Annotated in this window: 24 protein-coding genes and 1 tRNA gene; 17 read left to right on the forward strand and 8 right to left on the reverse strand. The window is 72.1% G+C overall.

Going from position 1 to position 23,197, the window contains the following annotated elements; genetic code table 11:
• Nucleotides 1-41: 41 nt before the first annotated feature.
• From RM446_RS07950 to RM446_RS07975, 6 genes are all read right to left on the reverse strand, one after another.
• Nucleotides 42-1,499 (reverse strand): aldehyde dehydrogenase family protein, encoded by a 1,458-nt coding sequence (locus RM446_RS07950; RefSeq protein ID WP_311544528.1) that lies wholly within the window; start codon nt 1,497-1,499, stop codon nt 42-44.
• Nucleotides 1,500-1,656: 157 nt separating this feature from the next.
• Nucleotides 1,657-2,457, reverse strand: a complete 801-nt coding sequence (locus RM446_RS07955; protein WP_311544662.1) for an ABC transporter ATP-binding protein — start codon at nt 2,455-2,457, stop codon at nt 1,657-1,659.
• 67 nt (nt 2,458-2,524) lie between these two features.
• Entirely contained in the window at nt 2,525-3,340 is an 816-nt protein-coding gene (locus tag RM446_RS07960; protein WP_398694696.1) for an ABC transporter permease, read from the reverse strand.
• The gene (locus RM446_RS07965; RefSeq protein ID WP_311544529.1) at nt 3,337-4,185 is read right to left on the reverse strand and encodes an ABC transporter permease; all 849 of its coding nucleotides are present in this window, start codon (nt 4,183-4,185) and stop codon (nt 3,337-3,339) included. The genes RM446_RS07960 and RM446_RS07965 overlap by 4 nt, the downstream gene beginning before the upstream one ends.
• Nucleotides 4,182-5,138 (reverse strand): ABC transporter substrate-binding protein, encoded by a 957-nt coding sequence (locus RM446_RS07970; protein WP_311544530.1) that lies wholly within the window; start codon nt 5,136-5,138, stop codon nt 4,182-4,184. The genes RM446_RS07965 and RM446_RS07970 overlap by 4 nt, the downstream gene beginning before the upstream one ends.
• A gap of 73 nt (nt 5,139-5,211) precedes the next feature.
• Nucleotides 5,212-6,342, reverse strand: a complete 1,131-nt coding sequence (locus tag RM446_RS07975) for a 5-methyltetrahydropteroyltriglutamate--homocysteine S-methyltransferase (RefSeq protein ID WP_311544531.1) — start codon at nt 6,340-6,342, stop codon at nt 5,212-5,214.
• A gap of 449 nt (nt 6,343-6,791) precedes the next feature.
• Between RM446_RS07975 and RM446_RS07980 the strand changes: the two genes are divergently transcribed.
• The 15 genes from RM446_RS07980 (at nt 6,792) to RM446_RS08050 (ending at nt 20,985) form a co-directional block, all read left to right on the forward strand.
• A complete protein-coding gene (locus RM446_RS07980; RefSeq protein ID WP_311544532.1) occupies nt 6,792-7,607 on the forward strand; it encodes an IclR family transcriptional regulator domain-containing protein in 816 nt (271 codons plus the stop codon).
• Nucleotides 7,608-7,863: 256 nt separating this feature from the next.
• Nucleotides 7,864-8,688 carry a CoA transferase subunit A gene (locus RM446_RS07985; protein WP_311544664.1) on the forward strand — a complete coding sequence of 275 codons (825 nt, stop codon included), beginning with the start codon at nt 7,864-7,866 and terminating at the stop codon, nt 8,686-8,688.
• 1 nt (nt 8,689) lies between these two features.
• Nucleotides 8,690-9,448, forward strand: a complete 759-nt coding sequence (locus RM446_RS07990) for a CoA-transferase subunit beta (RefSeq protein WP_311544533.1) — start codon at nt 8,690-8,692, stop codon at nt 9,446-9,448.
• 185 nt (nt 9,449-9,633) lie between these two features.
• Entirely contained in the window at nt 9,634-10,809 is a 1,176-nt protein-coding gene (locus RM446_RS07995) for a thiolase family protein (RefSeq protein WP_311544534.1), read from the forward strand.
• Between the two features lie 71 nt (nt 10,810-10,880).
• Entirely contained in the window at nt 10,881-11,624 is a 744-nt protein-coding gene (pcaH, locus tag RM446_RS08000; RefSeq protein WP_311544535.1) for a protocatechuate 3,4-dioxygenase subunit beta, read from the forward strand.
• Nucleotides 11,624-12,190, forward strand: coding sequence for a protocatechuate 3,4-dioxygenase subunit alpha (pcaG, locus tag RM446_RS08005; RefSeq protein ID WP_311544536.1), 567 nt, complete (start codon nt 11,624-11,626; stop codon nt 12,188-12,190). The genes pcaH and pcaG overlap by 1 nt, the downstream gene beginning before the upstream one ends.
• Nucleotides 12,191-12,289: 99 nt before the next feature.
• Nucleotides 12,290-13,669 (forward strand): 3-carboxy-cis,cis-muconate cycloisomerase, encoded by a 1,380-nt coding sequence (gene pcaB / locus RM446_RS08010; protein WP_311544537.1) that lies wholly within the window; start codon nt 12,290-12,292, stop codon nt 13,667-13,669.
• Nucleotides 13,666-14,487 carry a 3-oxoadipate enol-lactonase gene (gene pcaD, locus RM446_RS08015; RefSeq protein ID WP_311544538.1) on the forward strand — a complete coding sequence of 274 codons (822 nt, stop codon included), beginning with the start codon at nt 13,666-13,668 and terminating at the stop codon, nt 14,485-14,487. The genes pcaB and pcaD overlap by 4 nt, the downstream gene beginning before the upstream one ends.
• Complete coding sequence (gene pcaC / locus RM446_RS08020; protein WP_311544539.1) at nt 14,484-14,879, forward strand: 4-carboxymuconolactone decarboxylase; 396 nt, start codon at nt 14,484-14,486, stop codon at nt 14,877-14,879. The genes pcaD and pcaC overlap by 4 nt, the downstream gene beginning before the upstream one ends.
• 208 nt (nt 14,880-15,087) lie before the next feature.
• A complete protein-coding gene (locus RM446_RS08025) occupies nt 15,088-16,266 on the forward strand; it encodes a 4-hydroxybenzoate 3-monooxygenase (protein ID WP_311544540.1) in 1,179 nt (392 codons plus the stop codon).
• Nucleotides 16,267-16,547: 281 nt separating this feature from the next.
• Nucleotides 16,548-17,420, forward strand: a complete 873-nt coding sequence (locus RM446_RS08030) for a TetR family transcriptional regulator C-terminal domain-containing protein (protein WP_311544665.1) — start codon at nt 16,548-16,550, stop codon at nt 17,418-17,420.
• Nucleotides 17,417-18,316: a BKACE family enzyme gene (locus RM446_RS08035; protein ID WP_311544541.1), complete on the forward strand. Its 900-nt coding sequence runs from the start codon at nt 17,417-17,419 to the stop codon at nt 18,314-18,316. Before RM446_RS08030 ends, RM446_RS08035 begins: the two co-directional genes overlap by 4 nt.
• A 173-nt stretch (nt 18,317-18,489) precedes the next feature.
• On the forward strand, nt 18,490-19,446 hold the full coding sequence (locus tag RM446_RS08040) for a 3-hydroxyacyl-CoA dehydrogenase NAD-binding domain-containing protein (protein ID WP_311544666.1): 957 nt from the start codon (nt 18,490-18,492) through the stop codon (nt 19,444-19,446).
• On the forward strand, nt 19,443-19,910 hold the full coding sequence (locus RM446_RS08045) for a thioesterase family protein (protein WP_311544542.1): 468 nt from the start codon (nt 19,443-19,445) through the stop codon (nt 19,908-19,910). Before RM446_RS08040 ends, RM446_RS08045 begins: the two co-directional genes overlap by 4 nt.
• A gap of 190 nt (nt 19,911-20,100) precedes the next feature.
• Nucleotides 20,101-20,985: an SAM-dependent methyltransferase gene (locus RM446_RS08050; RefSeq protein WP_311544543.1), complete on the forward strand. Its 885-nt coding sequence runs from the start codon at nt 20,101-20,103 to the stop codon at nt 20,983-20,985.
• 163 nt (nt 20,986-21,148) lie between these two features.
• On the opposite strand, the gene RM446_RS08055 is transcribed toward RM446_RS08050, so the two are convergent.
• Together RM446_RS08055 and RM446_RS08060 are read right to left on the reverse strand one after the other, a co-directional pair.
• Complete coding sequence (locus tag RM446_RS08055; protein ID WP_311544545.1) at nt 21,149-21,640, reverse strand: NUDIX domain-containing protein; 492 nt, start codon at nt 21,638-21,640, stop codon at nt 21,149-21,151.
• A 444-nt stretch (nt 21,641-22,084) separates the two neighbouring features.
• Nucleotides 22,085-22,160: transfer RNA gene (locus RM446_RS08060), tRNA-Asn, on the reverse strand.
• A 148-nt stretch (nt 22,161-22,308) separates the two neighbouring features.
• Between RM446_RS08060 and RM446_RS08065 the strand changes: the two genes are divergently transcribed.
• Together RM446_RS08065 and RM446_RS08070 are read left to right on the forward strand one after the other, a co-directional pair.
• On the forward strand, nt 22,309-22,641 hold the full coding sequence (locus tag RM446_RS08065; RefSeq protein ID WP_311544546.1) for a hypothetical protein: 333 nt from the start codon (nt 22,309-22,311) through the stop codon (nt 22,639-22,641).
• 5 nt (nt 22,642-22,646) lie between these two features.
• Entirely contained in the window at nt 22,647-23,147 is a 501-nt protein-coding gene (locus RM446_RS08070; protein WP_311544547.1) for a hypothetical protein, read from the forward strand.
• Nucleotides 23,148-23,197: the final 50 nt, after the last annotated feature.

The raw sequence follows: 23,197 nt of genomic DNA on the forward strand, positions 1-23,197 counted from the left end.
TCTACATCACGATAGCTACAAGATCAACGGGGGTTGGGGGCCTAGAACGGGTAGCGCTGGATCTCGCTCTGCATGGTGACCCACTGGGTCTCGGTGAAGGCCTCCAGGTTGGCGCGGGTGCCGCCGAACCGCGCTCCGGTGCCCGAGGCGCGGACGCCGCCGAAAGGCGCCACCGCCTCGTCGTCGACCGTCTGGTCGTTGATGTGCACGATGCCGGTCGGGATGCGGTCGGCCAGCTCCATCCCGCGCATGGGGTTGCCGGTGAGGATGCCCAGCGACAGGCCGTAGTCGCTGGCGGCGGCGATCGCGGCGGCCTCGTCGAGCGTGGAGAACCGGATGACGGGCGCCACCGGGCCGAAGACCTCCTCGTGGAAGGCCGGGGTGTCGCGGGTGACCCCGTCCAGCACCGTGGGCCGGTAGAACTGAGCGTCGTAGGTCCCGCCGGCGCGGATCCGGGCGCCGGCCTCCGCGCTGCGGGTGACCAGGTCGTGCACGCGGTCGCGCTGGCCCACGTCGATGATCGGGCCCAGCACGGTGCCCTCCTGCTCGGGGTCGCCGACGGTCAGCGCGTCGGCCTTGGCCGCGAGCTTCTCCACATAGGCGTCGGCCAGCGACTCGTGCACCAGGTGGCGCCCGGTCGTCATGCAGATCTGGCCCTGGTGCAGGAACGAGCCCCAGGCGCCCACCGACGCGGCGCGGTCGACGTCGGCGTCGTCCAGCACAACCAGCGGCGAGTTGCCACCCAGCTCCAGGTGGGCGCGCTTGAGGTGGCGGCCCGCGGCCTCACCGACCTTGCGCCCGGCCGCGGTGGAGCCGGTGAAGGAGATGACGGCGATGCCGGGGTCGGCGACCAGCTGCGCGCCGGCCTCGGCTCCGCCGGGCAGCATCTGCAGCACACCGTCGGGCAGGCCCGCCTCGCGGAACACCTCCGCGATCACGGCGCCGCCCGAGACCGCGGTGCGGGGGTCGGGCTTGAGCACGACGGCGTTGCCCAGGGCCAGCGCCGGCGCGACGGAACGCATGCCCAGGATCAGCGGGAAGTTGAACGGAGCGATGACACCGACGACGCCCACCGGCACCCTCCGGGCCAGGCTCAGCCGCGGCTGGGAGCTGCGCAGCACCTCTCCGGTGGGCTGCGAGGCCAGGGCGGCGCACTCGTAGGCCTCGGTCGTCGCGAGGTGGACTTCGAAGCCCGCCTTTCCGGCCGCCGAACCGGCCTCCCGCCGCAGCCAGGAGGCGATCTCGTCGGCCTCCTCCTCGAACTTGGCGCCGGCCCGCCGCATCACGGCGGCCCGCTCCTCGAACGAGGTCGCGGCCCAGTCCTTCTGGGCGGCGGCGGCGCGCTCGGCCGCCTCGGCCACGTCGGCGGCTCCGGCCGACCCGATCCGGCCCAGCTCGGTTCCGGTGCTCGGCGAGGTGACCGGCGCGTCTCCCTGAGCGGGCTGCCAGGACCCGGTGAAGACGTTGCCGCGCCACTCGCGGTCGTTGAGCAGTGTCATGGATGGCTCCTTGCGCGTCGAACGGATGGGGGCCGGGCGGAGTCGGCGGCGGTGGGCCGCCGCCCGCAGAGTCGGTCGGCGGGCGGCGCCCGCGCCGCCCGCCGGGTTCGTGAACAGCCGCCCGGCCCACCGGTGCTCGGCGCCGTGCCCGCGGCGGCTAGTCCTTGCCCGCCTCCTGCGCCTGGGCGGTGCCGGACTGGGAGGCGTTGCGGATCTCGGCGTAGATGCGCGTGCGCAGCTCGGCGAAGCGGTGCTCGCCGCGGGTGCTGATCTGGTCGCGCTCGCCGGCCAGGTCGATGGACACGTCGTCCTGGATGACCGTCGGCGAGGACGACATCACCAGGACGCGCTGGCCCAGGTAGACCGCCTCGTCGATGTCGTGGGTGACGAACAGGACCGTCATCGAGAACCGCTTCCACAGTGTGCGGATGAGGTCCTCCAGGTCGGCCCGGGTCTGGGCGTCCACCGCGGCGAAGGGCTCGTCCATCAGCAGCACGCGCGGCTCGTAGGCGATCGCGCGGGCGATGGCGACGCGCTGCTGCATGCCGCCGGACAGCTGCCAGGGGTAGGCCTCGGCCGACTTGAGCAGGCCCACGGCGTCCAGCGCCTCGTCGCTCAGCTCGCGGCGGCGCTTGGCGGGTAGCCGCTTCTCCTTGAGCGGCAACTCCACGTTCTGGCGCACACGCAGCCACGGGAACAGGCTGCGGCCGTACTCCTGGAAGACCACCGCCATGTCCGGCGGAGGCCCGGTGACCGACGTGCCCGCCAGCTCGACGGTGCCGCCGGTGGGGCGCATCAGTCCGGCGATGCACTTGAGCAGGGTCGTCTTGCCGCAGCCGGACGGTCCGACCAGGCAGGCCAGCTCCCCGTCGCCGAGGTGGAAGGTCAAATCGCGCAGCGCCTCGACCTCGCCGTGCTGGCCCGGGTAGATCTTCTGCAGTCCGGTGACATCGAGCATGTGAGCCTTCTTGTGCGGAGCGGTGTTCTGTTCCGCCGGTGCGGTCGATGTGGTCGCCATGGTTCGCTCACTCCCCGCGCGCCGCTGCGCGCGTTCCGTTGTACCAGCTCAGCACCTTGCGCTCGACGAGGCCGAAGACCAGCGAGAGCAGGAACCCCAGCAGCCCGAGCAGCAGGATTCCGCTCCACATCTCCGGGATCGCGAAGGTGCGCTGGAACTGGATGATCGTGTAGCCCAGCCCGCTGCTGCTCGCGAACATCTCGCTGATGACCATCAGGATGATCGCGATCGACAGGCCCTGGCGCATGCCCGCCATGATCTGCGGGCTGGCCGAGCGCAGCACCAGCGTGGTCAGCCAGCGCCGGCCCCGGATCCCGTAGCAGCGGCAGGTGTCGACCAGCACCGGGTCTACGGCCCGTACGCCCTCGATGGTGTTGAGCAGGATCGGCCAGATGCAGCCGGAGACGATCACCAGCAGCTTCATCGTGGTGCTGACGCCCACGAACAGCATCAGCAACGGAACCAGCACCGGCGGAGGGATGGCGCGGAAGAACTCCAGAACGGGTTCGAGCAGGGCGCGCAGGCGCGCGGAGAGCCCGAGTACCACGCCCAGGCCGACGCCCAGGACCGCGGCCAGCGCGAAACCGCCGAAGAGGCGCCCGACGCTGGGCAGCACGTCTTCGAGCAGCCGCTCGGATCCCCAGACCTCGACGAACGTGGCGGCGATCTCCCCGGGCGTGGGCAGGTAGTACAGGCCCGAAACCAGGCTGGCGACCCACCACACGCCGATGAGCACCACCGGCAGCAGCAGGATGTGCAGGGCGCGCGTCGCGGTGCGTCCGGCGCCCCCGGCGGTGCGTGCCGTCGTCGTCGCGGCGCTCACGCGATCTCCTCTCCGCGGACCGAGGTGTGCCAGCGCAGCGCCCGCCGCTCCAGTGCGCGCACGCCGACGTTGACGGCGACCCCGAGGGCGCCGGTGGCGATGATGAGCGCGTAGACCAGGGCGGTCGCGTCGCTGCTCTTTGCGACCGAGATCTGCTGTCCCAGGCCGGGCGTGCCGATGATCAGCTGTCCGGTGATGGTCAGGATCAGCGCGACGGCCGCTCCCAGCCGCAGTCCCGTCAGCATGTAGGGCAGCGCCGAGGGCCAGGCGACGTAGCGCAGCCGCGCCAGGCGCCCCAGCCCGTAGGAGCGGGCGGTCTGCTCTGCGACGGGGTCGATGTCGGCGACTCCGTAGAGCACTTGGATGTAGATCTGCCAGAACGCCGCGTAGACCACCAGCAGCAGGGTGGATGCCATGTCGGTGCCGTAGAGCAGGATGGCCAGCGGGATGAGCGCGACGGAGGGGATGGGCCGCAGGAACTCCACCGTCGAGGAGGTGAAGGCCCGCAGCACCGGGACCGACCCGATGACGAACCCGAGCACGGCGGCCGCGGCGAAGGCGATGCCCAGTCCGATCGCCCACGTCGTGACAGTGTCGCCCACCGCGACCCAGAACTCGGGCAACGCCAGCCGTTGGCCCAGCGTGGCGAGCACCTCCGAGGCCGGCGGAAGGTAGCGGGCGGGGACGACGCCCAGCCGCGGCACCGCTTCCCAGACCAGCAGGAAGCCGACCACTCCGACGGTCCCCAGCAGCGCGCGGTTGGGCGGGCGCCGCGCGGGACGGGGGCGTCCCCCCGCCCCGGAGGGACGGGCGGGGGGACGCGCTGTGGTGGTGTCAGCCGTCATTGGAACAGCTTGTCCATGTCGGGCTGCTTCTCGATGACGCCGTCGTGCATCATCAGGTCGGCGATCGACTGCGCGGGCTTCTCGTAGCCGTCGGTGGGCCAGCGCGGCAGGCGGATCTCGTCGATGGTGGCGGAGTCCATCTCGGTGTACTCGCCGAGGATCCGCCGCACTTCGTCGGGGTGCTCGTCGGCGTAGGTGAGGGACTCGTTGATGGCGGCGGTGAAGTTGTCCGTCAGCTCCGGTTCCTGGTTGACGACCTGCTCGGTGGTGAAGTAGTAGGCCACCGACAGGTCGGGGTCGGCGTCGACGAAGTTCGAGGCGACCTCGGTCGCGCCGTTGCTCAGCGCTGCCGTCAGGAACGGCTCCACGACCCAGGCGGCGTCGATGTCGCCCCGCTCCAGCGCGGCGGGCATCTCCGGGAAGGGCAGCTCGACGAACTCGACGGTGTCGGAGTCGCCGCCGGCCTTGCGGATGGAGTTGCGGACGGTGGTGTCGCCGATGTTCTCCAGGTTGTTCACGGCGATCGTCTTGTCTTCGAGGCCCTTGGCATCGGAGATGTCGCTGCCCTCGGGCACCACGACACCACCGAAGTCGGCGCCCTGCTCGCCGGTGCTCGTTACGCCGTTGGAGACGATCGTCAGCGGCAGGTCGTTGCTGCGGCCGACGATGATCGAGGTGATGTTGCCGAAGGCGAAGTCGAACTCGCCCGAGACGACGCTGGGCACGGCCTGGGCACCGCCGGTGGTGTTCTGGATCTCCAGATCGATGCCGTGCTTCTCGAAGATGCCCTTGTCCAGGCCGAGGTGCAGGGGCGCGACGTCGACGATGGGGATCGCTCCGACCTTGATCTTCTGCGGGCCGCCGCTGTCGCCGCCGCCGTCCTGGCCGCCGCAGGCTGTACTCGCGAGCAGCGTGACCGCGGCGGCGGCCGCGGGGAGGATCATCCGGCGCATGTTGGGTCTCCTGATGGGTGAATTGTCGGGCACGCGCCGCTCATCGGGCGCGGGTGGGGTACTCCCGGGTGGGTCATCCCCAGACTTCGTCGGCGGTCTCGACGATCAGCCGCAGCTTCGCGACCTGCTCGTCGTAGGTGAGGTCGTTGCCTTCGAAGGTGCTGGAGAATCCGCACTGCGGTGCGAGGCAGAGCTGCTCGAGCGGGATGTAGCGACTCGCCTCTTCAATGCGGCGTTTGAGGTCGTCCTTGCTCTCCAGGGCACCGCGCTTGGTGGTGACCAGGCCGAGGACCACGTACTTGCCCTCCGGTACGAAGCGCAAGGGTTCGAACCCGCCGGAGCGGGCGTCGTCGAACTCGAGGAAGAAACCGTCGACGCCGAGGGAGCCGAACAGCTCTTCGGCGACGAAATCGTAGCCGCCTTCGGCCACCCATGAGGAACGGAAGTTGCCCCGGCACATGTGGGTGGTGACGCGCATGCCCTCGGGACGGCCGGCGAGGGCGGCGTTGATCTGGGAGATGTAGCGGCGGTGGATGCTGTCACCGTTGTCGCCGCGCTCGTCGATCATGGTGCGCTGGCGCGGGTCGTTGAGGTAGGCGAGGCTGGTGTCGTCGAGCTGGAGGTAGGTGCAGCCCAGCTCGCCCATCCGGCGCAGCTGCTCGGCGTAGGCGGCCGACAGGTCGTGCCAGAACTCCTCGGCGTCGGGGTAGACGGCGGGGTCGATGGAGGCCTGCCCGCCGCGGTAGTGGACCATGCTCGGCGAGGGGATGGTCAGCTTGGGCGTGCCGGTGGAGGCGGCCTCGCGCAGGAACGCGAAGTCGTCGGCGAAGATCGTGTGCTCCAGCCCGATCTTGCCGGTGACCTGGAGGGCGGCGGGAGTGAACTCGATGTCGCCCTGCTCGTTGTGGAAGGTGACCTGCATGTCGCCGGCGGCTTTGGTGATGCCGCCGAGCTGGTAGATGAAGTCCATGTGCCAGGAGGCCCGGCGGAACTCGCCGTCGGTGGCCGTGGACAGGCCGACCTCCTCCTGCATGCGCACGACGTCGCGAACGGCGTCGTCCTCGATACGGCGCAGCTCGTCGGCGGCGAGGGCGCCTTCGGCGTGGCGCGCGCGGGCGTCGAGCACGTGCCGCGGGCGCAGCAGGCTGCCGACGTGGTCGGCTCGGAAGGGCGGTCGGTCTCGGCGGCTGGAAGATGGGGTCATGGTCTCGCCGGTCTCCCTTCGGTGATGCGTGCGAGCCGGCGCGGAGAGTCTCCTGCGCCCGGCGCCGGGGCCACTCGCCTGCCGAACGCTGCGCTGCCCGGTCGGGCCCGCGGCGGATGCGGGGCCGCTCCTCGGCGATGCGCCGACGCGCGACGAAGGCCCCGATCGCCCGCCCGCTGGGGGCGGACAACTGCGATCGAGTGCCTGTGCACCGTATCGCATCCGCCTGCACCTGTACGAGATACGAACACGCGTTCTTCGAGCGAACATAAGTGACGGTGATCACCCACGTCAACCCCCAAATCCGGGTACCGGAACCGGCCTCGGGCGCCGTTACCTGGGAACTCCCTTGTTCGGTATGAGAACATCCCATTAGGCGCAGGAACGCGGAGCGGCACAGCGTGCACTCCGCGTTCGCCGCGTGCCACCGCAGACCGAAGGGAACAGACATGAGCACGGACCTCACCGAGGCCGGCGCCCAACCCAAGGGCGAGCACTACGTGCAGTCGCTGGAGCGCGGTCTGGCCGTGATTCGCGCGTTCACCGCACAGACCCCAACGATGACACTCAGCGAGGTCGCCCGAGTGACCGGGCTGACCCGCGCGGCGGCGCGGCGCTTCCTGCTCACGCTGACCGACATGGGCTACGTGCGCACCGACGGCCGGCTGTTCTCGCTGACTCCGCGGGTCTTGGAGCTCGGCTACGCCTACCTCTCCTCCGCGGGGCTGCCCGAGGTCGCCCAACCGCACCTGGAGCGCCTGGCCGCCGAGCTGCACGAGTCCTCGTCGGTCTCGGTGCTCGACGGCGGCGACGTCGTCTACGTCGCCCGGGTCTCGACCTCGCGCATCATGAACGTGGCGATCAACGTCGGCACCCGGTTCCCCGCCTACGCCACGTCGATGGGACGGGTGCTGCTGGCGGGCCGCCCCGCCGACGAGCTCGACGACTACCTGGAGAACACCGAACTGGCGCGGCTGACCGCCTACACCGTGACCACGCCGGGCCGGCTGCGCGCGGAGATCGAGCGGGTACGCAACCAGGGCTGGGCCCTGGTCGACCAGGAACTGGAGGAGGGGCTGCGATCGGTGGCGGCACCCGTCCGCGACCGTGACGGACGCGTGGTCGCCGCGGTCAACGTCTCCGCCCACGCCAGCCGCTCCTCGGTGGAGGACATCCGCCGCGACCTGCTGCCGCCCCTGCTGGCCGCCGCCGCGCGCGTCGAGGCCGACCTGGAGATCTCCCAGCGGGCGTCGGGCCACCTGTAGCCGCCCCGCCCGGCACCTCCCACCGCGCCGCAGCGGGAACACCCCCGACCGCGTTCGCACATCCCGTCATCCGATCCCCGCCCCTGCGCGATCCCGCCGCCCGCCGCCCGCCGACCGCCCCATGCAGCACTTCCCTCCGCCGCAGCTCCCGGCGTCGCACGCCCGTTAACCCGCCCTTGACCGGTGGGACGGCTGTCGGCAATGATGTGCGTATAAAGAACACGCATTCGGTATACGAACAGATTTGGACCCACATATGATCGTGCCGCTGGACGAGGCTGTGCGCGAACTCGTCGGCGACGGGGACACGGTCGCGCTGGAGGGTTTCACCCACCTGATCCCGGTGGCCGCCGGCCACGAGATCATCCGGCAGGGCCGGCGTGACCTGACCTTGGTCCGGATGACCCCCGACATCGTCTACGACCAGATGATCGGCGCCGGCTGCGCCGCCAAGCTGGTCTTCTCGTGGGGCGGCAATCCCGGCGTCGGCTCCCTCCACCGGTTCCGCGACGCCATCCAGTACGGCTGGCCCCGCCCCCTGGAGATCGAGGAGCACAGCCACGCGGGCATGGCCAACCGCTACGTCGCCGGCGCCTCGGGCCTGCCCTTCGCGGTGCTGCGCGGCTACGCCGGCACCGACCTCGTCGGCCAGACCGACAACATCGCGACGGTCGAGTGCCCCTTCACCGGCGAGCGGCTCGCCGCCGTCCCCGCGCTCAACCCCGACGTCGCGGTCGTGCACGCCCAGCGCGCCGACCGCGCGGGCAACGTTCAGCTCTGGGGCATCACCGGCATCCAGAAGGAGGCGGTGCTCGCCGCCGAGCGCTCGCTGGTCACCGTCGAGGAGATCGTCGACGAGCTCGAACCCGTCCCCGGCCAGGTGATCCTGCCCTCGCGCGTGGTCACCGCCGTCGCCGCGGCGCCCGGCGGCTCGCGGCCCTCCTACGCCCACGGCTACTACGCCCGGGACAACGGCGCCTACCAGGACTGGGACGCCGTCGGCCGCGACAGGCAGACGTTCCTCCAGTGGCTGGAGAACGAGATGGGCGCCCCGGCCCCGCTGCCCGGAAAGGCAGGATGAGATGACCACAGCGACGGGCTACACCTCCGACGAGATGATGACGGTGGCGGCCGCGCATGCGCTGACCTCCGAGATGGCCTGCTTCGTAGGCATCGGCCTGCCCAGCACGGCGGCGAACCTGGCCTGCCGCACGCACGCGCCGGGCCTGTGGATGATCTACGAGTCGGGCACGCTGGGCACCCGCCCCGACACCCTGCCGCTGTCCATCGGCGACGGCGTGCTCGCCGAATCCGCCGACACCGTGGTCCCGGTTCCCGAAGTGTTCAACTACTGGCTGCAGCCCGGGCGGATCGACGTCGGATTCCTCGGCGCGGCCCAGATCGACCGCTACGCCAACATCAACACCACCGTCATCGGCGACTACGCCGACCCCAAGGTCCGGCTGCCGGGCGCCGGCGGCGCGCCGGAGATCGCCGCCTCCTGCCGCGAGGTCGTGGTGATCGTGCGCCAGAGCACTCGCGCCTTCGTCGACCGGGTGGACTTCGTGACCTCGGTGGGGCACGGCCGCGGCCCCGGCGACCGCGACAGCCTGGGGCTGACCGGCGCGGGTCCCACCCGCGTCATCACCGACCTCGGCGTGCTCAAGCCCGACCCCGCCACGCGCGAGCTGACCCTCGTCCAACTGCACGCCGGCGTCGACGTCGACGAGGTCCGCGCCGCCACCGGCTGGGAGCTGGCCGTCTCACCGGACCTGGCCGCCACACCCGAGCCCACGGCCGAGGAGCTGTCGGTGCTGCGGTCGCTGACCGCGCACGGGTAGACCGGGAAAGAGGGGGCGGCGCCCCGGAGGGCGGGCGAGGGCTGATAGTCAATGACCCGTCGGCGGAGGGAGACACCGCCCGCACCGGGGCGCAGCCGGTCCGCTGCGGCGGGTGCGGGTTCCCGCGGCCGGCCGGCTCCGCGTCCGCGCGGCGGCGCTCCTCACAAGCACAGGAAAGGCCCGCAATGACCGACGTATACGTCCTGGACGCGGTGCGCACCCCCTTCGGCAAGCACGGGGGCGCGCTCGCCGGAGTGCGCCCCGACGACCTCGCCGCCCACGCCGTACGCGGCCTGGTCGAGCGCTCGCCCGGGCTCGACCCGGCCGTCATCGACGACGTCTACTTCGGCGACGCCAACGGCGCCGGCGAGGACAACCGCGACGTCGCCCGCATGGCGGCGCTGCTGGCCGGGCTGCCCACCTCCGTGCCCGGCGCTACCCTGAACCGGCTGTGCGGGTCCGGCCTGGAGGCCGCGATCGCCGCGAACCGGGCGGTGGCAGTGGGCGACGCTTCCCTGGTGCTGGCCGGCGGCGTGGAGTCGATGAGCCGCGCTCCGTGGGTGCTGCCCAAGCCCGCCAAGGGCTTTCCCGCGGGCCACGAGACGCTGCACTCCACAACGCTGGGCTGGCGCATGGTCAACCCGGCGATGCCGCAGGAATGGACGGTCTCGCTGGGCGAGTGCACCGAGCAGATCGCCGATCTGTACGGCATCGAGCGGTCCGAGCAGGACGCGTTCGCCCTGCGGAGCCACACCAACGCCGCCCGTGCCTGGGAGAAGGGCGTGTTCGACGCCGAGACCGTGCCGGTTCCCGGCGTGGAGCAGACGCGCGACGAGAGCATTCGCGCCACCTCGCTGGACAAGCTCGCGGGCCTCAAGCCGGCGTTCCGCGCCGACGGCACGGTCACCGCCGGAAACTCCTCCCCGCTCAACGACGGCGCGGCCGCGCTGCTGATCGGTGACGATGCTGCGGCCGCGGCCACCGGCACCACTCCCCTGGCCCGCATCGTCAGCCGAGGCGTCGCCGCCGTCGAGCCGCACCGCTTCGGCATCGGCCCCGTCGAGGCCGCCGAGACGGCGCTGTCCCGCGCCGGCATCGGTTGGGACGACCTGTCCGCGGTCGAGCTCAACGAGGCCTTCGCGGCGCAGTCGCTGGCGTGCCTGCGGCTGTGGCCCGGCCTGGACCCGGAGATCGTCAACCCCAACGGCGGCGCCATCGCCATCGGCCACCCCCTCGGCGCATCGGGCGCGCGCATCCTTGGCTCGCTCGCCCACGAACTGCACCGCCGCGGCGGCGGCTGGGGGCTCGCCGCGATCTGCATCGGCGTGGGCCAAGGCCTCGCCGTGGTGCTGCACGCCTGATGACACGCAGCGGGGCCCGCCGCGGGCCCGCCCCCACACCAGTTCCCTCAGAGGGAGGAGGCACAGGAGCCATGAGCACCGACCCGGGCGCCGGAGAAGCGGTCCCGCCGGCGGGGTACCTGCGCGATCACGAGGTGCACCCGCCGCTGGACTATCCCGGATACCGCAGCACCGCGCTGCGCCACCCCAAGCGGCGGCTGCACCTGCTCCCCCACCTGCTGACCGAGGTCACCGGTCCGCTGCTGGGCGAGGACCGCATCGGCGAGACCGACAACGACCTCACGCGCCAGCACCCCGAGGAGCCGCAGGGCCAGCGCATCATCGTGCACGGCCGGGTCCGCGACGGCGACGGGCGGCCCGTGCCCCGCACGCTGGTCGAGATCTGGCAGGCCAACGCCGGCGGGCGCTACCGCCACACCGGCGACAACTGGCCCTGCCCCCTGGACCCCAACTTCACCGGGGTGGGGCGCACACTCACCGACGACCAGGGCCACTACCGCTTCGTCACCATCCGGCCCGGCGCCTATCCCTGGAAGAACCACGACAACGCCTGGCGGCCGGCCCACATCCACTTCTCCCTGTTCGGGCGCGCCTTCACCCAGCGCCTGGTCACGCAGATGTACTTCCCGGGGGACCCGCTGTTCTTCCAGGACCCCATGTGGAACTCCATCCCGGACGAGAAGGCCCGGGAGCGCCTGGTGGCGCGGTTCGACTACGCCAACACCGCGCCGGAGTGGGCGCTGGCCTACGAGTGGGACATCGTGCTGCGCGGGCGCGAGTCCACCGTTTTCGAGTCGGAAGTGGACGACGACTGATGAGCACTCCGCACGGGACGACCCCGTCCCAGACCGTCGGCCCCTACCTGCACATCGGACTGCCCTGGCCGGACGGCCCCTTCGCCCTCGCGGAGGGCGCCGAGGGCGGCGTCTGGATCCGCGGCAGGCTCTACGACGGTGCGGGCGCGCCCGTGCCCGACGGTTTGATCGAGACCTGGCAGGCCGACCCCGACGGGCGGTTCGACCACCCCGACGACCCGCGGGGCGCCAAGGCGCGGCCCGGCTTCCGCGGGTTCGCCCGCAGCGAGACCGACGCCGAGGGGCGGTTCGAGATCCACACCCTCAAGCCCGGTCCGGTGCCGGGCGCGGGCGGTGACGTGCAGGCGCCGCACATCGACGTGTCGGTCTTCGCGCGCGGCATGCTCAACCGCACCGTCACCCGCATCTACTTCCCCGAGGAGACCGCGGCCAACGCCGCCGACCCGGTGCTGTCGAAGCTCTCCGAGGCCGAGCGCGCCACGGTCGTCGCCCGACCCGCCGAGGACGGGTACCGATTCGACATCCGCCTGCAGGGAGAGGATGAGACGGTCTTCTTCGACATCTGACCGGCGGCGGTCCGGATGCGCGGAAGGCGGACGTCCGCGCGGCCGCGCCGTCCGCGGAGGGGTGCGGTCGGCGCTGCGCCGGGAAGGAGGGAAGGGCCCGTGAGCGAGGACGACGGAGCGGTCGGCGGCCTCTTCGGCGGCATCTTCGGCCGTGGCGGCATCGGCGCCGAGACCGGCGACCGGGCGTGGCTGCGTGCGCTGCTGGACGCCGAGGCGGCGCTGGCCCGCGCCCACGCCCGGGTGGGTCTGGTGCCCGCCGAGCACGCGGCGGCGATCACCGCCGCCTGCGCACCGGAGAACTTCGACGCCGAAGCGCTGGGCGCGGCAGCGGCCGGGGCGGGCAACCCGGTGGTGCCGCTGGTGGCGGAGCTGACCGGGCAGGTGGGGGGCGACGCCGCCCGCCGTATCCACTACGGCGCCACCAGCCAGGACATCATGGACACCGCGGCCATGCTCGTGAGCCGGCGCGCGGGCGCGGTCGTCACCGGGCACGCCGGATCGGCGGCCGAGCGGCTGGCCGCGCTGGCCGACGAGCACCGCGAGACGGTGATGGCCGGGCGCACGCTCCTCCAACAGGCGCTGCCCACCACCTTCGGCCTGGTGGCGGCGGGCTGGCTCGCCGGGCTTGAGGGCTCCGCCCGGCACCTGGCCGACGTGCTGGAGCGGCGGGCCGCCGCCCAACTGGGCGGGGCGGCCGGCACGCTGGCCTCCCTCGGCGCGGACGGTCCGGCCGTCGTCGCGGCCTTCGCCGACGAGGTGGGCCTGGCGCAGCCGGAACTGCCCTGGCACACCGAACGCGGCCGCGTCGCCGACGTCGCCGCCGCCCTGGGCCGGGTGTGCGGCGCCGCGGGCAAGGCGGCCGGCGACGTCGTGCTGCTCGCCCAGACCGAGGTCGGCGAGGTCGAGGAGGTCGCCGGCGCGGGAGTAGGGGGGTCGTCGACGCTGCCGCACAAGCGCAACCCGATCGCCGCCGTCTCGGCCGCCGCCTGCGCGGAGCAGGCGCCCGGCCTGGTCTCGACACTGTTCGCCGCCCAGGTGCAGCAGCACCAGCGGGCGGCCGGGCCCTGGCACGCCGAGTGGCCGGCGCTGTCGCGGCTGCTGAAGGCCACGGGGTCGGCCGCGGCCTGGTTGGACACCTCGCTTGAGCGGCTCGTCGTGCGGCCCGGGGCCATGCGGGCCAACCTGGCCGCCACCGGCGGGTTCCCCATGGCCGAGCGGGTCACCACCGACCTGGCCCCGGAGCTGGGCCGGGCGCAGGCGCACGAGAGGGTGCGCGGGGCCTGCGCGGAGGCGGCGCGGACCGGGCGGGACCTCGCTGAGGTGCTCGCCGCCCACCTGGACGGCCTCCGCGACCGCGCCGAGGTCGATGCTCTGCTCGACCCGGCCGGCTACCTGGGATCGGCGCCCGCCATGGTGGAACAGGCGCTGGCCGGCCACCGCGCCGCAACCATCGAGTCGAACGGAGGGAGGACGGGTTGAGCGTCGACGTGCACCATGTCGTCCAGGGTCCGCCGGATGCGCCCCTGCTCGTGCTGTCGGGATCTCTGGGCAGCACCATGGAAATGTGGCGGCCCCAGATCGAGGCGCTGGGCGGGCGCTTTCGCGTCGTCGGCTACGACACCCGCGGGCACGGCCGCTCGCCCGCGCCCCCCGGCCCCTACAGCCTGGCCGACCTGGGCGGCGACGTGCTGCGGCTCCTCGACCGCCTCGGCGCTGAGCGCGCCCACTTCGCCGGGCTTTCGCTGGGCGGGATGACCGGGATGTGGCTGGCGGCGAACGCGCCCGAACGAGTCGACCGGCTGGCGCTGCTGTGCACCTCCGCGGAGTTGGAGGCCGAGGGGTGGCGGCAGCGGGCGGCCACGGTGCGCGACCGCGGCGTCGGAGCGGTCGCCGACGGCGTCGTGCAGCGGTGGCTCACCCCCGGCTACGCCGAACAGCACCCGCAGCTCGTCGAGCGGATGCGGGCCATGGTGGCCGGCACCTCCGACGAGGGCTACGCCGGCTGCTGCACCGCCATCGAGCGCATGGACCTGCCGCCCGCGCTGCCGCGCATCGCAGCACCCACCCTGGTCGTCGCCGGATCCGAGGATCCCGCCACACCGCCCGGCCACGCGCAGCGGATCGCCGCAGCCGTGCCGGACGCGCGCCTGCACGTGCTCGACGGCGGTGCGCACCTGGCCAGCTGGGAGTGCGCCGAGGAGGTCGACGCGCTGCTGCTCGACCACTTCGGTGCCGCCGGCCCCGCAGGCGGCGGACCCGGCGACGCACCGCGAACCGCAACGGAGAACAGCACATGAGTACCGACGAGGCCCGGCGCGCCGCGGGGATGGGAGTGCGCCGGCAGGTGCTGGGCGACGCCCACGTCGACCGCGCCGAATCCGCCAAGACAGCGTTCACCGAGCCGTTCCAGGACCTGATCACCCGCTACGCCTGGGGCGAGATCTGGACCCGCGAGGGCCTGGACCGCCGCACGCGCAGCTGCATGGTGCTCACGGCCCTGACCGCCATGGGCCACTGGGACGAGCTGGCGATGCACGTGCGTGCCGCCGTACGCAACGGGCTCGACCGCGACGAGATCGCCGAAGTGTTCCTGCAGGCCGCGATCTACTGCGGCGTCCCGGCGGCCAACAAGGCCTTCGGCATCGCTCAGCGTGTGCTGGAGGAGCTCGGGGAACAGACCGGGGACTAGTGGTGGGGACCGCCCCGCCATCCCCGTCCGCCGTCGGCACACCCCGCACTCGGCCGCCGCCCGCCGCTGCGGCCGCACCGCACCCGGCGGGCGCCTCCGCGCTCGGCCGAGAACAACGCCCCACCCGCTTTCTCCTCGGAAGGAGGAACGCGGCGCGACGGCCCGGTCGCCGCACGTCCGGACCGTCCCGCGCGCCGCGGACCCGATCATGCGCACCACAGTCGGAATCATCGGAGCAGGCCCCGCCGGCCTGTTCCTGTCTCACCTGCTGCACCTGCACGGCGTCGACTCGGTCGTGCTGGAGCGCCGCGACCGCGACTACTGCGAGCGCCGCCAGCGCGCCGGCGTGGTCGAGCACGGGGTGGCCGAGGCGCTGCGGGAGTCGGGGCTGGGCAGGCGGATGGACCGCGAGGGGTTCCGCCACGACGGAATCGAACTGCGGTTCGACGGGCGCGGCCACCGCATCGACTTCCCCGACCTGACCGGGCGCCACGTGATGATCTGGGCCCAGACCGAGATCGTCAAGGACCTCATCGCCCGACGCCTGGCCGACGGCGGGCAGATCCTCTTCGAGGCCGAGGCGACGGCGGTCGAGGGGATCGAGTCCAAGCGGCCGTGCGTCCGCTTCGCCTCCGCGGAGGGGGTCGAGGACGCGCTGGAGTGCGACTACGTCGTGGCCTGCGACGGTTTCCACGGGATCGGGCGCACCAGCCTGCCCGAGGAGGTCGTCAGCACCTACGACAAGGTCTATCCCTTCGCCTGGCTCGGCATTCTGGCCGACGTCCCGCCCTCCTGCGACGAGCTGATCTACGCGCGCCACGAGCGCGGGTTCGCTCTGCACAGCATGCGCTCGGAGACGGTCAGCCGGCTCTACCTGCAGGTGCCCGCCGAGACCGACACCGCCGAGTGGTCCGACGACCGCATCTGGTCGGAGCTGGCCACACGCTTCGAGCTCGCCGACGGAGCCTGGAAGCTGGGCACCGGCCCGATCACCGACAAGAGCATCACGCCCATGCGCAGCTTCGTGACGGAGCCGATGCGCCACGGGCGCCTGTTCCTGGCCGGGGACGCCGCGCACATCGTGCCGCCCACCGGCGCCAAAGGGCTGAACCTGGCGATGCGCGACGTGATGCTGCTGGCCGAGAGCCTGCGCCGCCGGTATGCCGAGGGGGACGCCGCCGGTCTGGACGCCTACTCCGACACCGCGCTGCGGCGGGTGTGGCGCGCCGAGCACTTCTCGTACTGGATGACGTCACTGATGCACACCGACCCGGCGGCCACGCCGTTCGACAACCGGATGCAGCAGTCCTACCTGGAGCACATCGCTGCGTGCCGGCCGGCCGCCGCGCAGCTGGCCGAGAACTACACCGGCCTGCCCGAGGTCTGAACCGCCGCGCCGCGTGCCGGCGGCGGCTCTGCGCGCGGGCACCGGGGCGGACGGCGGCGCCGACCGCCCACCCCGACCCGGTGGCCGTGCCGGTGTGGCCCCCCGGCCCACTCCCCGGACCGCTGCGAGCCGGCGGTTCGGCCGCATCAACTGAATATTGAGTCAGACAAGATCGTACTTTCCCACGTCCACCGGGGTCTGGCGTTGCGATTATCGCGAGTACCCTGATAACGTCGCCGACCGTGAGCGACTCGATCGACGCGGGCGGCGGCCCGGACCCGATGGAGGGCCTGCGCCAGCGGGTCCGCGAGCTGGTCCTGCTCTCAGGGCGGTCCCAGCGCGAATTCGCCGAAACCATGGGGCTGGAGCCCTCGAAGCTCTCCAAGTCGCTCAAAGGCATCCGACGCTTCTCCGCCGAGGAGCTCATCCGGCTTGCCGACACCGCCGACGTCACGGTGAACTGGCTGCTCAACGGCCGCGACGACGCGGCCACCGTCGTGGCCATCCCCCCGGGGCAGCAGTCCCCCGGCCCGGACGGGACCGCCGTGCCCGCGCCGCGGTCGGGATCGGGCGACCGGCGCCGCCAGATCATCGAGGCCGCCTGGCAGCTCATCGCCGCGAACGGCTACCACTCCGTGCGCACCGCCGACATCGCGCGCGCCTGCGGGACCTCCAGCGCCACCATCCACTACCACTTCCCCACCCTGCGCGACCTGCTGGACGAGGCACTGCGCACCTCGGCCAAACAGGCGTTCGACCGGCAGGTGGCGGTGCTGCACACCATCCCCGACGCGCGCGAGCGCCTCGACCGGCTCATCGAGCTGCAGCTGCCCAACCCCGGCCACCTCACGCTGGAGTGGTCGATCTGGATGCAGGTGTGGACCGAGTCCACGCTCCACCCGCACCTGCGCGAACTGCACGCCGGCTACTACCAGCGCTGGCACGACACCATCGCCCAGACCCTGCGCGACGGGGTCGCCCAAGGCGTCTTCGGCGACATCGACACCGAGGCGGCGACCATGCACCTCACGGCGCTCATCGACGGCCTGGCCATCCAGGTCCTCACCCGGCGACCGGGGCGGACCGTGCAGCGCATGCGCGACACCCTGCGCGAGTTCGTCTCGACCCGCATCGAAGGAGTCACGAACCAGTGAACGAGACCATGAACACCGACGTCATCCTGACCGCCGCGCTGACCGGCGCCGGCGACACGGTCGGCAAGAGCGAACACGTACCGGTGACCCCCGCCCAGATCGCCGAGTCGGCGGTCGCGGCCGCGGAGGCCGGCGCGAGCGCGGTGCACATCCACGTGCGCGACCCCGAGACCGGCGCCCCCTCGCGCGACAACGCGCTCTACCGCGAGGTCGTCGAGCGCATCAAGGAGACCGGTACCGACATCGTCATCAACCTGACGGCGGGCATGGGCGGCGACCTGGTCATCGGCCAGGGCGACCCGGTGGACTTCGCTGAGGGCACCGATCTGGTCAACGGCCTGGACCGGCTGCCCCACGTCGAAGAGCTGCTGCCCGACATCTGCACGCTCGACTGCGGCAGCGTCAACTTCGGCGACGGCAGCCTGGTCTACGTCTCGACGCCCGACATGCTCCGCGCCGGCGCCAAGCGCATCCAGGAGTTGGGCGTGCGCCCCGAGCTGGAGATCTTCGACACCGGCCAGCTGTGGTTCGCTAAGCGGATGCACGCCGAAGGGCTGATCGACGACCCGTCGATGTTCCAGCTCTGCACCGGCATCCCCTACGGCGCGCCGGCCGACCCGGGGGTGCTGCATTCCATGGTCAACCTGCTGCCCGACGGGTCGCAGTGGGCCAGCTTCGCGATCGGGCGGATGCAGATGCCCTGGGTCGCGCAGTCGATCCTGCTGGGCGGGCACGCGCGCGTCGGCCTGGAGGACAACCTCTACCTCAGCCGGGGAGTGAAGGCCACCAACGCCCAGCTGGTGGAGAAGGCCGCGGGCCTCATCGAGTCGCTCGGCGCGCGCGTATGCACGCCCGACGAGGCCCGCGCCAAGCTCAAACTGCGCAGCGCCGGCTAGAGCACCCTCCCCCTCCAGCGCTCTCTCTCCCGCCGGGCCTCCCCCGCACTCCCCCGCCCGCTCCCGCTCACCGCCAAAGAAGGGCTTCTGTGCTCCCCGACAACACCGACAACACCGACAACACCCCCGGACACGACCCGCAGCGCCCCGGGGCCGCGGCCGACCCCGAAGCCGTGCGCACCGTGGCGTGTGTGGGCGCCGGCGTCATCGGCGGCGGCTGGGTCGCGCACTTTCTGGCGCGCGGCTACCGTGTGGTGGCCTGGGACCCGGCCGAGGACGCCGAGGAGCGCCTGCGCGGTCTCGTCGAGGCCGCGTGGCCGGCGCTGACCCGGCTGGGCCTGGCCGAAGGCGCCTCCCCCGAGCGGCTCAGCGTCGCCGCCACGCTGGGCGAAGCGGTCTCGGGTGCCGACTTCGTGCAGGAGAGCGCGCCCGAGCGGCTGGACCTCAAGATCGGGCTGCTGGCCGAGATAGACGCGGCCGCTCCGGAACACGTCGTCGTGGCCTCCTCGACCTCCGGCTACTCCATGAGCGAGATGCAGGTCAAGGCCGACCGCCCGGAGCGGCTGGTGGTGGGCCACCCGTTCAACCCGCCCTACCTGGTACCGCTGGTGGAGGTCGTGGGCGGCGAGGCCACGGCGCCGTGGGCGGTGGAGTGGGCCTCCGAGTTCTACCGGGCGGCGGGCAAGTCGGTGATCACGATGGACCAGGAACTGCCCGGGTTCATCGGCAACCGCATCCAGGAGGCGGCCTGGCGCGAGGCGCTGCACATGGTCGACAAGGGCGAGGCCACCGCTGAGCAGATCGACCTGGCGATGACCGCCGGCCCCGGGCTGCGGTGGGCGTTCTTCGGACCGTGCCTGACCTTCCACATGGCGGGCGGCGAAGGCGGCATGGCGCACATGCTCGACCATTTCGGACCGTCCCTCAAGTCTCCCTGGACGCGTCTGGAATCCCCCGAACTGACCGCCGACCTGCGCGACGCGATGGTGCGCGAGACCGACGAGGTCGTCTCCGGGCGCTCGACCGCCGAGCTCATCGCCCAGCGCGACCGCAGGCTGATCGCCGTCATGCACGCGCTGGCCGAGGTCGACGCCGCGGAGGAGCGCGAAGCGGCACAGGCCGGCCGATGACGGCGGCGCCGGCGCAGGACGGCGGCGGGTACGCGGCCGTCCTTCGGCAGCGGGTGGCACCGGAGTGGATCGACTACAACGGGCACCTCAGCGAGGCCTACTACGTGCTGATCTTCGGGTTCGCCACCGACGGCCTGATGGAGGGCGTCGGTCTGGGCCCGGACTACCGGCGCGCCACCGGGCGGTCGCTGTACACGGTCGAGGCGCACGTCCGCTACCTGCGCGAAGTCGGCGAGGGGCGCGAGGTCGAGATCCGCACCCGCGTGGTCGCGGTGGGCGCCAAAAAGGTCCGGCTGTGCCACGAAATGTGGCTGGAGGGCGATCTCCGCGCCACCGAGGAGCTGATGGCGCTGCACGTCGACCAGGAGACGCAATCGACGGTGCCGTTCCCCGAGGCCGTGGCCGGCCGGCTGTCGGCGGTGGCGGGCGAGGCGCCCGACTACGCGGGCCGCGCGATCGGCTGAGGCCGGGGGCGGCCGATCGGCCGGGGGCAGCGGGCCGGGGGCGTCGAGGGCCCCATCACACGGGCACGCACGACGCAAGGGCGGTTCGGCCCGAATCCGTTCACCGAACGCCGCGACATGGTGACCGGCGCCACTCGGAAGGAATAGACTCCGAGAACCATCGGCCGACTTCCCCCTGAAGAGGATGGCGATGCCTCGTTTCGAGTCCCCGGATTTCATGAAGCGCGCCGGCGACGCCTACAACCCGGTCGCCCCCGACATCAAGACCGAGCAGGCGAGTATCGCCCGGGTCTATTCGTACTACCTGGGCGGCAAGGACCACTTCGAAGCCGACCGGGACATGGCCAACTACGCCGAGTCGGTCGTTCCCGGCGTTACCGACCTCGCCATGGGCAACCGGGCGTTCGTCCAGCGGGCCACCCGGTACCTCGCCTCCGAGCGAGGGCTCGACCAGTTCCTGGACATCGGCTCCGGGCTGCCCACGGACGGCAACGTGCACGAGGTCGCCCACGAGTCCAAGCCCGACGCGCACGTGGTCTACGTCGACAACGACCCGATCGTCCTGGCGCACGCCCGCGCGCTGCTCGCCGACAACCACACCACCCTGGTCGTCCGCAAGGACCTGACCCGGCCCGAGGAGGTTCTGGCCGAGGCGGAGCGCACCGGGCTGATCGACCTCCGCCGCCCCCTCGCGCTGATGCTCGGCGGCATCCTGCACCACCTCGGCGACGAGCAGGACCCCGGCGGCATCGCCCGGCAGCTGCGCGAGGCGCTGGCGCCGGGCAGCTGCCTGGTGATCAGCCACTTCTGCGAGCCCGACCCCGCGCAGCTCCCCACGGACTCCGACCGGGCCCGGCGGCTGCAGGACGCCTTCTTGGAGCGGCTGAAGACCGGCATGTGGCGCACCACAGAGCAGGTCCGCTCGTACTTCGGCGACTGGCGCCTGGTCGAGCCCGGCCTCGTCACGCTGAACCGGTGGCGCCCGCTCCCCCCGGACGCAAAGTCCATCGGCACCTACACCATGCCGCCGCGCAACGAGAACCTCATCGTCGGCGGAATCGCCGTCAAGCCCTGACCTGTCCCGCAGCGCGGCGCCCGCCGGCGTCCCGGGTCCCCGGCACCCCGTCCGCCGGGACCCGGCGCCGGAGTCGCAGCCGGAGCCCGACGGTGTCCTGCCCGGCCCGATCACGAACGCGGCGAGTCACCCGTTCTTCGCGGACGTCACGGCCGCCGCACGTTCACTCGTGCCCGCCGGCCCCCGATGCGCCGCCGACCGCCGCCTCCAACACGTCCAGGAATCGTGCCTGCCCTTTGACCAGCTTCGTCCGCGCCTCATCGAGCCCGAACCATGCGGCGCGGTCGATCTCGGGGAACTCCGCCGTCCGCCCGGAGCGCGGCGGCCACTCCATCTCGAAGGTGTTCCCCTCGATCCGGGCGGCGTCGAAGTCGCCTTCGAGAGCGAAGCACTTGACGGTCTTGCCCCCGGACTGACGCACCTCGCCCAGCGCGAACGGCTCGCCCTCCGGTGCGGGCCGCCCAAGCTCCTCGGCGAACTCCCGCAGCGCCGCCGCCAGAGCCTCCTCCTCGGCAGTGTGCTCGCCCTTGGGCACCGACCAGGCGTGCTCGTCCTTCTTCGCCCAGAAGGGCCCGCCCATATGCGCGATCAGTACCTCGACCGCCCCCTCGCCACCGCGCCGAAAAAGCAGCAATCCGGCACTGGTCCTCGCCATAAGGCGTCGTCTCCCCTCCACCGAGCCCCGGGTCCGCAGCCGCTGAGTGTCCAATGCCGCGGTCACTCGCCCGCTCGATCTCATCGGGCTCCTTTCGCCTGGCGCTCCCCACCCCCGTTGATCTATTCCCAAAACAGCGGAGCTAGCACCTCTGACCTGGGCAAACGCACTCCATCGCGAGACGCCCACGAAATCCCGTTATCGTTCCGTGACATTCTCTGAAGTGGGTCTGGAGCGGGCCGGTTCACCCTCGTTTTGTTCCTCCGGTACGGCCGACCAGAGGGAGGCCCCACACAGCTTGTAGCTATCGTGAAGAAAAACGATTTCCAGTGACGATAGCTACAAGATCAACGATGATATAAGCCGGAACAGCACGAGCCCGAGGGCGACGTTGACGCCCAATGAAAAAGACCCCGCTGTGGGAGCGGGGTCTTTGCGGGTGGATGGCTCCCGCGACTGGACTCGAACCAGTAACCTGCCGGTTAACAGCCGGCTGCTCTGCCGATTGAGCTACGCGGGATCGGACCCTGCCGCCTGCTGGAGGGGGCGCTTCCCGCCGCGGCGACACGACTAGACTAGCGCATGCGCAGGTGTGCTCGTGACAGGCTTTCCGGGCGCCAGGGGGTAGCGTCAAGGGCAAGGCGGCACCGTCGACGGAAGAGGGACCTATGCGCTACCGAATCACGTTCGCTGCCGGACTCGCTGTGGGCTACGTGCTGGGGGCCAAGGCGGGCAAGACACGCTACGAGCAGATCGTCCGCACTGCCCGGCGGGTGGCCGAGAGCCCGGCCGTGCAGGAGACCGCCGGAGTCGTCGGCGCTCAGGTCAGCGGGGCCGGAAAGGCCGTGTACGGCAGGGTGGCGGACCGCATGCCCGTCTCCTCGCTCAAGGACTTCCTGGCCCGGCCCACCGACGAGGAGGCCGCGGAGCTGAGCGGTACCGGACCCGACGGCGCCGCGCGGGCCAGCGGGCTGAACGGCTCCGACTCCGGCCGCCGCTGATCCCCGTGCGCCTGACGCGAAGCCGCGCGCTGCCCGAGGACCTGCGCTCCCGGGTGTCCCTCGGGCGCGGCGAACGCGTCCTCGCGCTGACCGGCGGGGGCGAGCGCGCGCTGGTGGCCACCGACCGGGCGCTGCACCTGCCGGACGGCCACACCGTGCCCTGGGAGCACATCGACCGCGCCCGGTGGTCGGAGGAGGGCTTCACCTTCACCGAGGAGGGGCACGGCCGCCGGGTCTACGACGTGGAGGAGCCGGGGCGCCTGGCCGAGGTCGTCTACGAGCGGGTAACGGCCACGATCGTCGTCTCCCGTCGCTTCTCGCTGGAAGGCGGCGACGCGGACGAGGGCAGCGCCGCGGGATTCCGGCTCGTGGCACGGCGCCCGCCCGGCGGGGCCGAGATCACCTGGCAGGTGCACGTCGACGAGGGCGTCGACCCGAAGGACCCCGAAGTCGCCGCCCGCGCCTCCGCCGCGCTCGCCTCCCTGCGCGAGCAGATGGGGGTGTGAGCGCCGCCCGGAGGATGTGAACCGGCGCCGGCGGTTCCGGGGTCGCCGGG

This window comes from Streptomonospora wellingtoniae, from assembly GCF_031845375.1.
Lineage (GTDB): Bacteria > Actinomycetota > Actinomycetes > Streptosporangiales > Streptosporangiaceae > Streptomonospora > Streptomonospora wellingtoniae.